Origin of the sequence: Methylohalobius crimeensis 10Ki (assembly GCF_000421465.1) — a bacterium.
Classification (GTDB): Bacteria; Pseudomonadota; Gammaproteobacteria; order Methylococcales; family Methylothermaceae; genus Methylohalobius; species Methylohalobius crimeensis.
Genome location: NZ_ATXB01000002.1, coordinates 483,746 through 497,439, shown reverse-complemented (window position 1 = coordinate 497,439; position 13,694 = coordinate 483,746). Strand labels below are relative to the sequence as shown.

The window sequence follows — 13,694 nt, the reverse complement described above, 5'->3', positions numbered from 1 at the left end:
GGAGGTTAGTCGGTTTTTGGGCGGGAGCGGTTCGGCACAATCAGATAGCTTTTCGCCAAGCGCTGAAACACTTGGATTTGCGCTTGGATCCAAGCGGCATCGCGACTCAGTTCCTCAGCCATCACCCGAGCTACCATAGGAGCGGCCTCTGCGCTGGCCCGGGCGTCGAGCAGCAGGGCGCGCGTGCGGCGGGCGAGGACGTCCTCGACGGTGCGGGCCATTTCTAAGCGTACCGCCCAGCGGACTTCCGCAAGTCGATAGGGGAGGTGGGGATGGAGCAAGGTTTCCTTATCGGGCGTCTCGATCAATTGCCGTATGGCATCGGCGTCCGCCCCATACTCGCGCCGATGCCCTTCGGGCAAAGGCCGGTCCGTCCAGCCGTGCAGGCGCAGTTTCTCGGTGACGCAATGGGCCGGCGGCAGCGGTCCCAGTTCAATCAAACGATCCACCGTGTCCCGGGCCATTTTGCGATAGGTGGTCCATTTGCCGCCGGCGATGGTCACCAGGCCCGAGGGGGACGCCAGCAGGGTGTGATCGCGCGACAAGGCGGCGGTGCTTGTGTTTCCGTCCGCCTTGACCAGCGGACGCAGGCCGGCGAAGGTGCTCAATACGTCCGATTCGGTGGGCGGATTCGTGAGGTAGCGCCGGGCGTGGGTCAGCAAATACTCCCATTCTTGCCGGGAAGAGGGCGGTTCCAGGGAAGGTCGCTTTACGGGCACGTCGGTGGTGCCCACCACCACCCGGTCTTGCCAGGGAATGGCGAAGAGGACGCGACCATCGTCGGTGCGCGGGATCAATAGGGCGTTTTCACCGGGCAGAAACCGCTTCGGCAATACCAGATGCACCCCTCGGCTGGGGGCGATCATCGGACGAGCTCGGGGATCGTCCAAGCGGCGCACCGTATCGGAGAATACGCCGGTGGCGTTGACCACGGTCTTGGCCGGGATGGCGAACGTCTCCCCCGTTTCCTCGTCCACGGCATCCACCCCCTTGATCCGGCCGTTGGCTTTGCGAAGGCCCGTCACCCTCGTGTAATTCGCCACCGCCGCACCGCGATCGGCCGCGGTGCGCGCCAGCGTCACCGCCAGGCGCGCGTCGTCGAACTGGGCGTCGAAATACAGCACGCCGCCGCGCAAGTGGGAGGATTGCAGCGTGGGCAGGTAATCGAGCGTCTCCGACCTCGACAACCGACCCGACGGAGCGATATTGCGTCGACCCGCCAGCAGATCGTAGAGCTTGAGTCCCGCCGCGTAATACGCTTGTTGCCACCAACGGTAAGCGGGCATCACGAAGCCGAGCGGCGTCACCAGGTGAGGGGCATTGGCCAGCAACACGGCGCGCTCGTGCAACGACTCGCGGACCAGTTGGAGATCGCCCTGGCGCAGATAGCGCACGCCGCCGTGGATCAGCTTGGTACTGCGGCTGGACGTGCCCTTGGCGAAATCGTGTTGCTCCAAAAGAGCGGTGCGATAGCCTCTTGAAGCCGCATCCACCGCCACCCCCAATCCGGTGGCGCCGCCGCCGATCACCACCACGTCCCAGGGGGCGGTTTCGCTGCGCAGTCGCTCCAAAGTGGCCGATCGATTCATGATCTTCTTCTATTTTCCTGTTTAACGCCTTTCCAATTGCTAAGTGTCGGTCCAAGCCTTGGCGCGCTGCAGCGCCTTGTTCCATCCCGCCCTTAATTCGGCGACTCGTTCGCTGTCCAATCGAGGCATGAAAACACGCTCTTGTTCCCAATGAGCGGCGATTTCCCGGGTGTCCTTCCAATAGTTCACCGCGAGACCGGCCAGATAGGCCGCTCCCAGCGCGGTGGTTTCCAGTAGCCGGGGGCGCACCACCGGCACCCCCAAAAGATCGGCTTGAAGCTGCATGAGCAGATCGTTTCGCGCCGCGCCGCCGTCCACCCGCAGTTCGGACAGCCCCAGGCCGGCATCGGCCTCCATGGCTCGGATCACATCGACCGATTGATGGGCGATGCTCTCCAGCGCCGCCCGGGCGATGTGGGCGGCACCGGTGCCGCGCGAGATCCCCACCAGCGCCCCCCGGGCATAGGGGTCCCAGTGCGGCGCGCCCAAACCGGCGAAGGCCGGCACCAGGTAGACCCCGCCGCTGTCTGCCACCCGGTCGGCCAGGCTTTCCACGTCCTCCGAACGGCGGATGAAACCCAGTTGATCGCGCAGCCAATGCACTACCGCCCCGGCGATAAACACGCTGCCTTCCAGGGCGTAGTCGGTGCGGTCCCCGATTTTCCAGGCCACCGTGGTCAGAAGATTTTGCTTGGAAACCACCGGCCGGTCGCCGGTGTGGAGCAGTACGAAGCAGCCCGTGCCGTAGGTGTTCTTGGCCAGGCCCGGTTCGGTGCAAATTTGTCCGAACAGGGCCGCCTGCTGGTCGCCGGCGATCCCGGCGATGGGCAGGGAGCGGGAGAATATTTCCCTGGAGGTTTCGGCATACACCTCGCTGCTGGCGCGCACTTCGGGCAACAACTCCCGGGGAACCTCCAATAGACGGAGCAATTCCTCGTCCCAATCGCCCGTGTGGATGTTGTAGAGCAAGGTTCGGCTGGCGTTGGTCACGTCGGTGCAGTGGCTGCGGCCCTGGGTGAATTTCCAAACCAGCCAGCTGTCCACCGTGCCGAAGGCCAGCTCGCCGGCCTCGGCCCGCCGACGGGCGCCGGGCACATGATCCAGCAGCCATCTGATTTTGCTGCCGGCAAAGTAAGGGTCCAGTATCAGCCCCGTCTTGCGCTGGAACACGGGTTCGACCCCGTCCTTGCGGAGCCGGTCGCACAATCCGGCAGTACGCCGGTCCTGCCAGACGATGGCGTTGTGGATGGGTTCGCCAGTCGCTCGATCCCAAATCAGTGTGGTTTCCCGCTGGTTGGCGATGCCCACGGCGGCGATGTCTTCGGCGCGGAGTCCGGCCTTTGCCAGCGCCTCCCGGGCCACCTGGCGTTGCGAGGACCAAATCTCCTCGGGATCGTGCTCCACCCAGCCCGAGCGAGGAAAGTATTGCGGAAACTCCTTTTGCGCCAGCGCGCGAATCCCGCCGCCCCGGTCGCAGACGATGGCCCGGGAACTGGTGGTGCCTTGATCCAATGCCAGGATGTAGCGCATGGGGATTCCTCTTCCAATCTTCACGGCCGGACCGGATGGCACCATCATACCGGCAAAGAAAACCGTGGTCTGTCTTCTTTTCCCTTCGAAAGGACCAAACAGTCTTGCCACGAAGATCAGCTTTGGAATACTGTTTACCCGACGATAGGTTGGAAAACGCAGTTGAATTTTCCATTCATTATTTATCCGAAAGCGGAAATGCGATTATGACGGCTTCGGAGGAAGAGGCTCCTCTCAACAGCGTGCTCGACGAGATCAAGCGCAGCGGCGGTGAAGACACGGTCTCGCTCGGCGAAGTGCTGGATGCCTTCCAGCACCGCTCGCTGGGCGTGCTGCTGACCACCTTCGGTGTGCTGGCCGCGGTGCCGGTGATCGGCGGCATCCCCGGTGCGCCGGCGGTGCTCGCGGCGCTGATTGTGATCTCCGTGGTCCAGTCGCTCGTGGGCAAGGGCTCGCTCTGGATGCCGCGCTTTCTGCGGAACCGGAAGATCGGCCGTGACAAGCTGGAGCGTGGCATCGAGGCGGCCCGACCCTGGCTCGGGCGGATCGATACCGTTGTCAACCGGCGCCTGACCCTGCTTTCGGCCGGTTGGACCAACCGGCTGATTATCTCGCTCGCCGCGGCGCTGCTGGCTCTGAGCTTCTTCCCCTTGGGCTTCATCCCCTATGGCACCACGGCTCCGTCGCTCGGCATCGTCATGCTCGGTTTGGGCTTGATGGCACGCGACGGGTTGCTCGTGCTGGTCGGCTACACCCTTGCCGGCGTCACAGTCTATATCCTGCTGACCGCCCTCTAGCAGCCGCTCGCCTCTAGGAATTCGTCGTCACAGGCCATCACCGCCACCGCCCGAAATTCCAAGCCCTTTGCCAGATGCCTAGTGCCGATGGATAGTTTACCCGTTCCCGCGGAACCGGAAACCCGCGCCGGTCCGTTAAAATCTTTTTCGACCAACGCCTGCTGGGCCGGGTGCAGGAAGACCGTCCACTTTTCCCACGGATAGTCGAGCGCACGCGCCAACTCGTCGGCGTCCGTCATCAAGCGGAAGCGTCGCTGTGCATCCGGGTGGTCGAACGGATCGACGCCGGTGGATGCTGCCGCGGGCATCCGAGGCTGTCCGCCGGTGGCCAATTCGAGCAAGGCTTCGGCCGCCTCGGACGGCAGGTGGTCGGCCAACTGAAGCAGGCGGTCTTCATCGGCCTTGCGCACATCGTCCACCCATTCCATCGGAACGCCGTAGCCGAGCAGCGCCTCTTCGGCCACGCCCTCGAACAAGCGCGGCTTGGTCGGCGCGGATTGCTCGCCGGGAACATAGCTCGGCACGGTGATCTCCTGGACGGTTTCGCGTATCTCCACAATCTGCGCGGCGATCCGGAAATTCATCTTTGAATCCCTCTATGAAAACGCTAACGCCAAGGACCCGGCGCTTTCCATATCTTCAGGAATTGTTCTTTATTGGTAAGGCTACCAGCCACCGGACCCAAAAAATCCCGTATGGACGTCACGACTTCAGCAAACTCTTGCGGTACATTCTGCAAGCGGTTCTTGCGTACAAAACCTCGCCACTGGCTTTGCTTCGTCGCGTCATTGGACAGGGCATCGGTCAACGCGGCGATGTTCGGGCCGGACTCCTGCGTCACAGCAGCGCTTCCAGATACGGGCGCATGACTTTTTCCACCCGGCATATGCACGCATACGCCATGAGTTTGTCGAGCTGAATGCGACGGCGGTTGACATAAAGCTTCAGTGCCTCGATCGCCGTATCAAGCCCAATCTTGTTGCGGTACTTGAAGCAATCGGCCAGGGTCTTTTCCACACTGTAGATGCGCACTTGCGTGCCATCCACTTCGTGCACCTCAATACCCTCGGAGAAGGCTTTGCCGGTAAACCAGAAAACCCGTACCGGCGGCGCATCCAACCGCGGTGGTTCCGCACCGCGTGGCACAGCTAGATAAATCTCATGGGGAATTTGCGTGGTGAGTTCGTGGTACGCCAGCGCCGAGATCAGGCAAATCACGCCATTGGGTACCCTCAGCGCCACTGTCGCCAGATCGGGATTGCTGAGCGGCGGCAGCTCAGCCAGCCGGTACAGTCCCCGGCTCAGGCATTCCAGCACGCCACTATCTCGCATTGCGTATAGCGTGCGCGGATGAATGCCCAGCCGGATCGCCTCGCTCGTACGGAGGACGCCGCCATGGTGGTGAAACGCCTGTTTTGCCGACTCCAAGGCCTTATTTTTGCCGGATTGCTGCGCATTCATGCCATACCTGTAGGATAGGATTGTCAACGTTAACTAATATATGATGGTAATTCTATCCAAACCTCTATGTGGGAACAACAAGGGTGAGAGCACTGATGTAGACATAGGCTATAAGTAAGCGATCAGCAAACCCCATCTAAAATTTACCCTCCGTTTGCGCTACGCTCTCGTTTTTTCCAATCAAGAGGTAGCCATGCCCCCCACCGAGAAAGAGCAATTCTGGCAAAAACACTTTGACGCCTGGCGGGTGAGCGGCCTGTCGCAGCGGAGTATTGCAAGCAGCACGGCCTCAAGTTCAGCCATTTCGCCTACTGGCGCACCCGCAACAACAAGCAGCGGCGCAAGCTCGTGCCCCTGTGGGTGCCGCCGGCATCTGCGCCTGACCGGCTTGTCCTCGATCTGCCTTACGGTATCCGCCTGGAGCTGCCCGCGCAAGCGCTGGGAGAGGTACTGCCCACGGTGTTGCGTTCGCTCCGGGAGGCATCGTAATGCTGCGTCCCTCACCAAGCGTCCAGACTTATTTTTACATGGAGCCGGTGGACATGCGCAAGTCCATCGACGGGCTGGCGGCGCTGGTGGAAAACGAACTCGAACTTTCACCGATGAGGGAAGCTGTGTTCGTGTTCTGCAACCGGGGCCGCGACAAAATCAAACTGCTGTACTGGGAGCGCAACGGCTTCGTGGTCTGGTACAAACGCCTGGAGAAACAGCGCTTCCGCTGGCCACGCCACGCTGCGTTCAACTATGAGGTGCGCGACGGTCGTGAGTTGAACTATCTGCTCGATGGCTTCGACATCTGGCATCAATCACCGCATCAAACCCTCCATTTCAACTCGGTAAGCTGAGCCGATTTCGGTATAATCATGCGCCATGACGGCGCTGCCTACCCCATCCCTGCCTGACGATATCGACGCGTTGAAGGCGCTGCTTCTCGAGAAGGAGCAGCGCATCCACCTGCTCGAAGAGCAGCTTCGCCTGCTCAAGCACCAGCGTTTTGGCCACCGCAGCGAGAAGAGCGACCGGCAAGGCGAGTTGTTCAACGAAGCGGAAATCGATGAGGCGGCTGATGCCGCCTCGGCCGAGGCGCCCCCGAGCCCCTTACCTACTCGCCCAAGAAGCCGGGCGCAAGCCGCTGCCGGCCGAGCTGCCGCGGGTGCGCATCGAGCACGATATGAGTGAAGCCGAGAAAGTTTGTGACTGCGGCGGTCCGCTCAGTCCCATCGGCGAGGATATCAGCGAACAGCTCGAGATCGTCCCGGCCAAAATTCGGGTGCGTCCGCCGCGATCACGAACGCCGTGTTCTGCAGGAACAGGAAGCGTCGAATAGCCTCTAAAGTCGATATTGTCGTCGGCGGTAGACAACGGTCGAGATCATCAATCAGGACGACGAGTGTCACACCCATTTCCGCGAGTGCCTGCTCGAAATCTTCCCTGATAGCATGGATTTCACGAGGCGGAGACCGCTCGGGCTTGGCATTGAGGAGGCCGGTTAACGACTCCCCAAGATTAGTTGCGCCGTCTTCCAGGGTCGAGACATCTGCTTCGGTTGCCTGGTCTGAAATGACTTCCTTGCCCGCCCGGTAAACCTCACCAAAGACGCCCGTGGGCGGTAGCCCAAGCGCCAGAGCAAGCGCTGACCCGGCACCAAGCTTTGCCGCTCTGAGCCAATTGACGCGTTTAAGGAGACTCTGGGCTTTATCGATGCCGGTTTGGCGTGCCTTTGTCCGCGATGACTTCGAGCAGCGCAGCTCGCGCGTCATCGTATCCTTGGTAAAGCCACGCATTGAACTCAACAAACACAAATGCCGATGAGCGCCCTTCGGCCCTCTGTTCAAGAGAGCGCCGAACAAGCTTGATCATCGAAGATTTTCCACTTCCCCAAGCACCGGATACGCCTATTGAGGTCGGTCGTCCGTTCGCCTGGACAACGATTTCCGCGACCGTATCTGCGACACCGGAAAAATTCAGGAAATCCTGTTCTGTCTCATTGTCAGGCCACATATCTTTAATTCCCTATTGTTATCTATTCCTGCACACAAAGCGGCCACAAAAACCTACATGTAGTAGCTGTAACGAATCTGCGGCGTATCAGCTTCGGTCAAATACTTCATGATTTCTCCGACCTTGCGAGAACACCCAAGCGTAACAGGATATTTGCCGTCGAACTGGGTGTTGTTCCAATTCATCTTCGTAAGACCAAGAATTTCTTTCGCGATGAACGCAGGCGATTCTTCGGACTGGACAATGCGCAGCTCAATCGGCTGGGGAATATAAAGCCCAGGGTAAGTTTGGTAATACCACACTGAGCCCCGCGTATACAGCAGGTGTCTATGATCGTCGAACGAAGCGAAAGTGCCCCTGTAAGGTGGATAGTTGCCGTCCCGGAAGAGGCGGAACTTTGAATCCATGATGGTGACAAAATCCACGGCGTCGATATTCATTTTGCGGGCCGCAGTTTCAAGCCCATCGATCTCTTCCTCATTAAAATTCGAGGACTTGTGGATGACCACGCGCGCCGGGAATGTCCTCAGGGCAACGCGGTACTCATTCAACGCGGCGGTCAACAGGTCATGCGCCTGCTGAGCCGAAAGGTGAGGCACGCGGTCATTCTTGTCGAACTCTACCGGCGTACCCCTGAGAATAAGACCGTTCCCTAGCTCATCGAAGATTTGTGCAAGGCTCGTATTCAGTGTTTGGCGGTCCCTGCTCCGGTAAAAGGAGATGCCAACGGCGCAGGATGACGCCCTTGAACTGTCCTGTTCCAGCTTCCAGGGAATGGTCGGGCCGGACTTGTAATACAAGGCGGTGCAAAAATTCCATGCCTTGGTCGCATCATCCTGCTGCCCGGCTGTTTTCGTTTTATCGAGTGAGACTTGCCGTACCAGTTGCAAAGGTTTGCCAAGCGGCATCGATTTGGCCTTCAGCGCACGCCTGAAATTGAGCTCTTCATGTCTTGGCTCGTCTGCCTCAAGCGTTTCCTCGCCTGGCCGCTCGTCAGTCGCAATAACCTTGAACAACGGCTCGGGAATTACGCAGACAATCACATCGACGTGACGGTTCTGCGCAAGAAACTTGATATGCTTGTAATAATACGAGATCGCCATCTGGACGCGTTCAGTCCTGTTCTTGATGGCCAGGATTTCCTTGAGTTCGGAATTTTTCAGGGTTCGTGAGAGATCAGAAGAAAACTTGATATCTGCTCCAAACCCGGTCGCCGCGCTGAAACCACAAAACGGCAATCTCAGATTTTCCTGCTTGACGTCTGCCGGGGCGTCAATAACGCCCCGACATCGCTCAATCCATTTGCTCAACAATTCAATGCAGTTTGCGGTTCCGATGCCACCGACAAGAACGGCATCCCGGCGGGTTTCCTGTGTAAGGTCGAACACGCCATATTCAGCAATGCCCCGCCTCGGGCATATGTGCGTTCCATCAGCAAACAGAAGTCTCGGCTCTGGTAGGTGCTCCAGTCTCATCGTAGCCCCAGCCTTCCTTGGTCGCTATCATCGTCATCGGCGACAACGAGCGGCTCCCAAAACTCTTCGTTGAGATGGGGTGCACCACCGAGTTCCAGGACGCTTCCGAAGGTCAGCATCGGCGTAGTCGCAGCATCGAGCGAAAAAAGGTCTTCTGAGTCCAGATCGTTCAACCATGAACAGAGAAAGCGGAACTGATCAAATACTGACCGGTTCTTTTCCATGCGTTTCAATCCGCTTAGTGGAACGTCACCGAATGCGGATCGCCGATAATCATCGCCATAGCTGAAAAACCAATCCGGCGTGATGGAGACATACCACTGGTCGTCGACGACCAGAAATCCGGCCGAAAAGGCGAAATGCCGCGTTGAGAGAACCTTATCCGGCTCCCTGTCTTTGTACTTCCGATGAAAGACGGTTCTACTCGCTTTCTTCTGCCCGATCCATGTCTCGGTCCGAAGGTCATCAGAATCCCGAATGGGCAAGAAGATAAACAAGCCTTCCTTGTGTTTCCAAAGAACGCGGTGCTTGTAGAGCTTTTGTTGCAAGCCAAACCTCAGCAGCGACTTGAATATGCGCTCGTGGTCTGCATCGATATTGTAAAAATCGCTTGGAGAGAATGGCTCGACCGTCCCCTCATCCACAAGAAACGCGAAGGGGTTATCGCGTTCTTCGAGATTGTGGAAAGTTATGAGCCTACCGCCACTGACCTCATAATCGGAGGGAACACTTCGTTCGATGTTTCTGACATACCCTCCAACTGCTTTTCTCTGGTTCCTTACCTTCTTGCCATCAAAGACCTCCGGAAGAAGCTCTGCGATATAAAGCGTCTGCGGGAAGTACAATTCCAGAAGATTCGCGGTGAGGGTTTCCGGAGGCTCCGACGGCGGATCGAAATCCTGCACAGCAAGCCCGACCCCACACCCGCGCATGTAAGACCCGAGGATATCGACAGCCTTCCTCAGACTCTGCGGCGAAGCGGTGGCAGACTTGGTCGCGAGATCGGTAAAATCCAGAACGTCCAAGGATGCATTAAATGCGATGTTCTCGCCGCAAACCTTCCGAAGGCTGTCTGCTGAGTAGCTGCCCTGCTTGCGCGTCAAGACGTAGAAGATGACCCGGTCATACTTCTCATGCAGCCCGTGCTTGATGATTTTTTGAAGTCCATCTTTGATCTTGTCTAATGACTTGTCCGAGGTCACCTGAATGGCGACACGCGCGTCATCATCGGCAAGGTCTATGCCGGGGAAGTTTTGCCGCTCCTCTTCATTCAGGTTTCTTAAAGCTGCCAGGCCGTAAAGCTCTTTGAAGATGCCGCAGACAACATCTTCGCAAATCTTGTTGATGTCGAAGTGACTCATAGCCACCGACAACTCGACTTCGCGTGAAAGCGCGCTAAGTTCCTCCCGAAACTGATTGATGAGTTCTGCGTGCTTCACTCCCTAACCCCTTCGATCTCCCAGTGCTTCTGCCTGCCCCCGCCATAGGTCATTCGGAGTCCCTGGCAGATTAGGAAGACGCTCGAATATTCTGATCGGGTCCGTAGGCTTTTCAGTTGCCTTTAGAGCTCCTAGTTTTGAAAAATCCATTACGGCCTCACTTGGTTATGATCCATATTTCCCAACAGTTACCACATCAAGCTGCCGCCCACATTTCCGAGAGCACCTCGGCTTGCTGTAGTACAGTCTGCACCGCCGCCTCTTGCAGATCCGGCGGATAGCCGTATTTGCGCAGAATGCGCTTGACCAATACACGCATGCGGGCGCGCGCAGAGTCCCGATGCGCCCAGTCGACCGATACGTTTCCCTTTACGTTCGCAAGCAGCTCATGGGCAATGACACGCAGCTTCTCATCACCCATGACTGCAACGGCGCTTTCGTTCTCGGCCAGCGCGTCATAGAAGGCGATCTCCTCTTGCGAGAGCCCTTCTTCTTCCCCGCGCTGCCGAGCTGTGCGAATGTCTTTAGCGAGATCGATCAACTCCTGAAGAACCTGCGCGGTGGTAATCGCATTGTTGTGGTAGCGGGCGATGGCGTCCTCAAGCCGCTCGGAGAATGCGCGGGTCTGGACCACATTGGTCTTGCCATGGGAGCGAATCTCTCCGTTGAGCAGCTTGCGCAGTGCTTCCATGGCGAGGTTCTTCTTCTCCATACCCTGAACTTCGGCAAGAAACTCGTTGGACAGGATCGAGATGTCCGGCGTTTTGACGCCCGCTGCTTCGAGAATGTCCACGATTTCGGTCGAGACTACGGCCCGGCTGACGATTTGCTGCACGGCCAGGTCCCGTTCCGCCGTGCTCTTTTCTTTGCCCGGAACGCTCTTGGCAAGTGCCGCCCGGATCGTCTGGAAGAATCCTACCTCGTCCCGGATTTCGCGGGCTTCATCGCTGGCGCTGGCCAGCGCAAAGGCCTTCGAGAGCGCCAACACGGCGTCGTTAAACCGCCGGTGCGCCCGCTTCTTGCCTTCTCTGGTTTCTTTCGCAGCGTCTTTTTGCTGCATGTCCAGGACCCATTCGATGGCCTCGGCCATCACAGCAAGACGGTCCTGAGGCGTACCGGTTAGGCCGCGCTGGTAATCGAAGCCGTGGAACATATCGCGGACGATCTCATACTTTTCGAGCATGACCGCCACCGCCTGGGCCTCGTCGATACCGGCATGCTTGCGGTCGTCCTTTGAATACTGCCCCAGGGCGCTCTTGAGGTTCTGGGCGATACCGATGTAATCGACCACGAGACCGGCGGGCTTGTCCCTGAAAACGCGGTTGACCCGCGCGATGGCCTGCATGAGACCGTGGCCCTGCATGGGCTTGTCGATATACATGGTGTGCATGCAGGGGGCATCGAACCCGGTGAGCCACATATCCCGGACAATAACGAGCTTGAGTTCGTCGTCGGGGTCCTTCGCCCTTTTCGCGAGCAGTTCGCGCCGTGCCTTGCCGCCGATATGCGGTTGCCATTGCCGCGGATCGGAGGCTGATCCCGTCATAACGATCTTGACGAGGCCCTTCTCGTCATCATCGCTGTGCCAGCTTGGCCGGAGCTTGACGATCTCGTCGTAGAGCGCGACGCATATCCGGCGGCTCATGCAGACAATCATCGCCTTGCCGTCCATACCGACAACCCGGTCCTCAAAATGCTGCACCAAGTCTTCTGCGACCATGCGCAGCCGCTCCTTCGAGCCCACCACAGCCTCGATGGTGCTCCATTTGCGCTTGAGCTTTTCCTGCTCATCCTGCGCTTCGTCTTCGGTCAGTTCGGCGATTTCATCGTCAATGAGCTGCCGTTCCTCATCGTTCAGTTCGATGCGTGCCAACCGGCTTTCGTAGTAGATCGGGACGGTCGCGCCGTCCTCGACCGCCCGGTTGATGTCATAGACATCAATATACTCGCCGAAGACGGCCGGGGTGTTCACGTCCTCCTTCTCAATCGGCGTCCCGGTGAAGCCAATGAAGGAGGCGTTCGGCAAGGCGTCCCGCAGATACTTGGCGAATCCGTAAGAGATTTCGCCGGTCTTGCGCTCGACTTTCGCCTTGAAACCGTACTGGCTTCGGTGCGCCTCATCGGCGATGACAATGACGTTCCGTCGGTCGGTAAGCGCCCGGTAGTCGTTTTCACCCGAAGTCGGCGAAAACTTTTGTATGGTCGTGAAGACGACGCCGCCCGAGGGGCGGGTCAGAACCTTCTGGAGGTCTTCGCGGCTTTCCGCTTGCTGCGGTGTCTGCCGGAGTAAATCCTTGCACATGCTGAACGTGCCGTAGAGCTGGTCGTCGAGATCGTTGCGGTCGGTGATGATGACGAGCGTCGGGTTCTCCATGGCGGGATGGGCGATGATCTGCCCAGCATAGAATGCCATGAGCAGGCTCTTGCCAGAGCCCTGTGTATGCCAGATGACGCCGATACGGCGATCCCCTCTTTCCTGCGATGCGACCGACGGCAGTCCATAATCCGCCGGGTCTTCGGCCACTTCTCCAGTCGCAACCGGTATGGCGCGTATTGTGGAGGCCACGGCGCGGCGCACGGCATGGAACTGATGGTAACCGGCCACGATCTTGACGAGGCCGGCCCCGGTGTCGCCGAAGACCGTGAAGTCGCGGATCAACGAGAGAAGACGGTTCTTCTCGAACACGCCTTCGATGACCGTACCCAGCTCGGGCGAACCTTTCGGGGCGATCTCGGAGCCATCGACCGTCCGCCAGGGCATGAAACGCTCGATGTCGGCGGTCAACGAGCCCACGCGGGCATGAAGCCCGTCGGACGTGACGAGCAGGGCATTGGTGCGGAAGAGCGAGGGAATCTGGCCCTTGTAGGTCTGGAGCTGGTTGAACGCGCCTTCCAAGGTCGCGTTCTCATCACCGGGGTTCTTCAACTCAAGCACTGCAATCGGAAGACCGTTGACGAACAGAACGACATCCGGGCGGCGATTGCTCTGATGTTCGATGACAGTGAACTGATTGACCGCCAGCCAGTCGTTGTTGTCCGGGTTTCCGAAATCGACCAACCGGACCGTATCGCCTCCAACCGAGCCGTCTTCCCGCGTGATCTCGACATCAAGTCCGTCAACGAGAATCCGATGCAGTCGCCGGTTCTCTTCCACAAGCGAGGGCGTTTCGGTCTGCTGAATCTTCTTGAGTGCTTCGTCCAGCGTATCCGCCGGAAGGTGGGGGTTGAGCGACTCAAGCGCCGCACGCAGCCGGTCCACCAGAACCACGTCGCCATAGCTGGCCCGCTCAGGGCTTGTGCCGTCCGGGCCGATATCCGGGCCGTGTGCCACGCTGTACCCAAGCTCTTCGAGCCAGGAAAGAGCCGCATCCTCGACATGGCTTTCAGCGAATTTCGGCATGG

The 13,694-nt window shown here is 58.9% G+C and carries 13 protein-coding genes and 1 pseudogene; 5 read left to right on the top strand and 9 right to left on the bottom strand.

The window, feature by feature from the left end; translation table 11 throughout:
- Positions 1–5: 5 nt before the first annotated feature.
- Positions 6–1,589 (bottom strand): glycerol-3-phosphate dehydrogenase/oxidase, encoded by a 1,584-nt coding sequence (locus tag H035_RS20290; RefSeq protein WP_022949984.1) that lies wholly within the window; start codon positions 1,587–1,589, stop codon positions 6–8.
- A 39-nt stretch (positions 1,590–1,628) separates the two neighbouring features.
- Entirely contained in the window at positions 1,629–3,119 is a 1,491-nt protein-coding gene (glpK, locus tag H035_RS0116075) for a glycerol kinase GlpK (RefSeq protein WP_022949983.1), read from the bottom strand.
- Between the two features lie 206 nt (positions 3,120–3,325).
- On the opposite strand from glpK, the gene H035_RS0116070 reads away from it, so the two are divergent.
- A complete protein-coding gene (locus tag H035_RS0116070) occupies positions 3,326–3,916 on the top strand; it encodes an exopolysaccharide biosynthesis protein (RefSeq protein ID WP_161624040.1) in 591 nt (196 codons plus the stop codon).
- On the opposite strand, the gene H035_RS0116065 is transcribed toward H035_RS0116070, so the two are convergent.
- Genes H035_RS0116065 through H035_RS0116055 form a run of 3 tightly spaced genes read right to left on the bottom strand, consistent with a single transcriptional unit; the run spans position 3,913 to position 5,377 of the window.
- Positions 3,913–4,500 carry a hypothetical protein gene (locus H035_RS0116065; RefSeq protein WP_022949981.1) on the bottom strand — a complete coding sequence of 196 codons (588 nt, stop codon included), beginning with the start codon at positions 4,498–4,500 and terminating at the stop codon, positions 3,913–3,915. The genes H035_RS0116070 and H035_RS0116065 overlap by 4 nt on opposite strands.
- Before the next feature lie 23 nt (positions 4,501–4,523).
- Positions 4,524–4,757: a hypothetical protein gene (locus H035_RS0116060; protein WP_022949980.1), complete on the bottom strand. Its 234-nt coding sequence runs from the start codon at positions 4,755–4,757 to the stop codon at positions 4,524–4,526.
- On the bottom strand, positions 4,754–5,377 hold the full coding sequence (locus H035_RS0116055; protein ID WP_022949979.1) for a type IV toxin-antitoxin system AbiEi family antitoxin domain-containing protein: 624 nt from the start codon (positions 5,375–5,377) through the stop codon (positions 4,754–4,756). Before H035_RS0116055 ends, H035_RS0116060 begins: the two co-directional genes overlap by 4 nt.
- A gap of 240 nt (positions 5,378–5,617) precedes the next feature.
- Between H035_RS0116055 and tnpA the strand changes: the two genes are divergently transcribed.
- Genes tnpA through H035_RS22820 form a run of 4 tightly spaced genes read left to right on the top strand, consistent with a single transcriptional unit; the run spans position 5,618 to position 6,704 of the window.
- On the top strand, positions 5,618–5,866 hold the full coding sequence (gene tnpA / locus H035_RS22825; RefSeq protein ID WP_407635346.1) for an IS66 family insertion sequence element accessory protein TnpA: 249 nt from the start codon (positions 5,618–5,620) through the stop codon (positions 5,864–5,866).
- A complete protein-coding gene (gene tnpB / locus H035_RS0116050) occupies positions 5,866–6,222 on the top strand; it encodes an IS66 family insertion sequence element accessory protein TnpB (protein ID WP_022949978.1) in 357 nt (118 codons plus the stop codon). Before tnpA ends, tnpB begins: the two co-directional genes overlap by 1 nt.
- Before the next feature lie 25 nt (positions 6,223–6,247).
- Entirely contained in the window at positions 6,248–6,556 is a 309-nt protein-coding gene (locus tag H035_RS20285; protein WP_022949977.1) for an IS66 family transposase, read from the top strand.
- Positions 6,444–6,704, top strand: coding sequence for an IS66 family transposase zinc-finger binding domain-containing protein (locus H035_RS22820; RefSeq protein ID WP_407635342.1), 261 nt, complete (start codon positions 6,444–6,446; stop codon positions 6,702–6,704). The genes H035_RS20285 and H035_RS22820 overlap by 113 nt, the downstream gene beginning before the upstream one ends.
- On the opposite strand, the pseudogene H035_RS20280 reads toward H035_RS22820, so the two are convergent.
- From H035_RS20280 to H035_RS0116025, 4 genes and pseudogenes are all read right to left on the bottom strand, one after another.
- Positions 6,610–7,378 (bottom strand): annotated as a pseudogene (locus H035_RS20280) (KAP family P-loop NTPase fold protein). The gene H035_RS22820 and the pseudogene H035_RS20280 overlap by 95 nt on opposite strands.
- Positions 7,379–7,431: 53 nt before the next feature.
- Complete coding sequence (locus H035_RS0116035) at positions 7,432–8,853, bottom strand: argonaute/piwi family protein (RefSeq protein ID WP_022949975.1); 1,422 nt, start codon at positions 8,851–8,853, stop codon at positions 7,432–7,434.
- Positions 8,850–10,292, bottom strand: coding sequence for an SMEK domain-containing protein (locus H035_RS0116030; protein WP_022949974.1), 1,443 nt, complete (start codon positions 10,290–10,292; stop codon positions 8,850–8,852). The genes H035_RS0116035 and H035_RS0116030 overlap by 4 nt, the downstream gene beginning before the upstream one ends.
- Before the next feature lie 196 nt (positions 10,293–10,488).
- Positions 10,489–13,692 (bottom strand): type I restriction endonuclease subunit R, encoded by a 3,204-nt coding sequence (locus tag H035_RS0116025; protein ID WP_022949973.1) that lies wholly within the window; start codon positions 13,690–13,692, stop codon positions 10,489–10,491.
- Positions 13,693–13,694 lie beyond the last annotated feature (2 nt).

Coding starts and splice junctions, on each gene's coding strand:
- H035_RS20285 (WP_022949977.1), top strand. CDS start 6,248: ATGACGGCGCTGCCTACCCCATCCCTGCCTGACGATATCGACGCGTTG.
- H035_RS20290 (WP_022949984.1), bottom strand. CDS start 1,589: ATGAATCGATCGGCCACTTTGGAGCGACTGCGCAGCGAAACCGCCCCC.
- tnpB (WP_022949978.1), top strand. CDS start 5,866: ATGCTGCGTCCCTCACCAAGCGTCCAGACTTATTTTTACATGGAGCCG.
- glpK (WP_022949983.1), bottom strand. CDS start 3,119: ATGCGCTACATCCTGGCATTGGATCAAGGCACCACCAGTTCCCGGGCC.
- H035_RS0116035 (WP_022949975.1), bottom strand. CDS start 8,853: ATGAGACTGGAGCACCTACCAGAGCCGAGACTTCTGTTTGCTGATGGA.
- H035_RS0116025 (WP_022949973.1), bottom strand. CDS start 13,692: ATGCCGAAATTCGCTGAAAGCCATGTCGAGGATGCGGCTCTTTCCTGG.
- H035_RS0116070 (WP_161624040.1), top strand. CDS start 3,326: ATGACGGCTTCGGAGGAAGAGGCTCCTCTCAACAGCGTGCTCGACGAG.
- H035_RS0116055 (WP_022949979.1), bottom strand. CDS start 5,377: ATGAATGCGCAGCAATCCGGCAAAAATAAGGCCTTGGAGTCGGCAAAA.
- H035_RS22820 (WP_407635342.1), top strand. CDS start 6,444: ATGCCGCCTCGGCCGAGGCGCCCCCGAGCCCCTTACCTACTCGCCCAA.
- H035_RS0116065 (WP_022949981.1), bottom strand. CDS start 4,500: ATGAATTTCCGGATCGCCGCGCAGATTGTGGAGATACGCGAAACCGTC.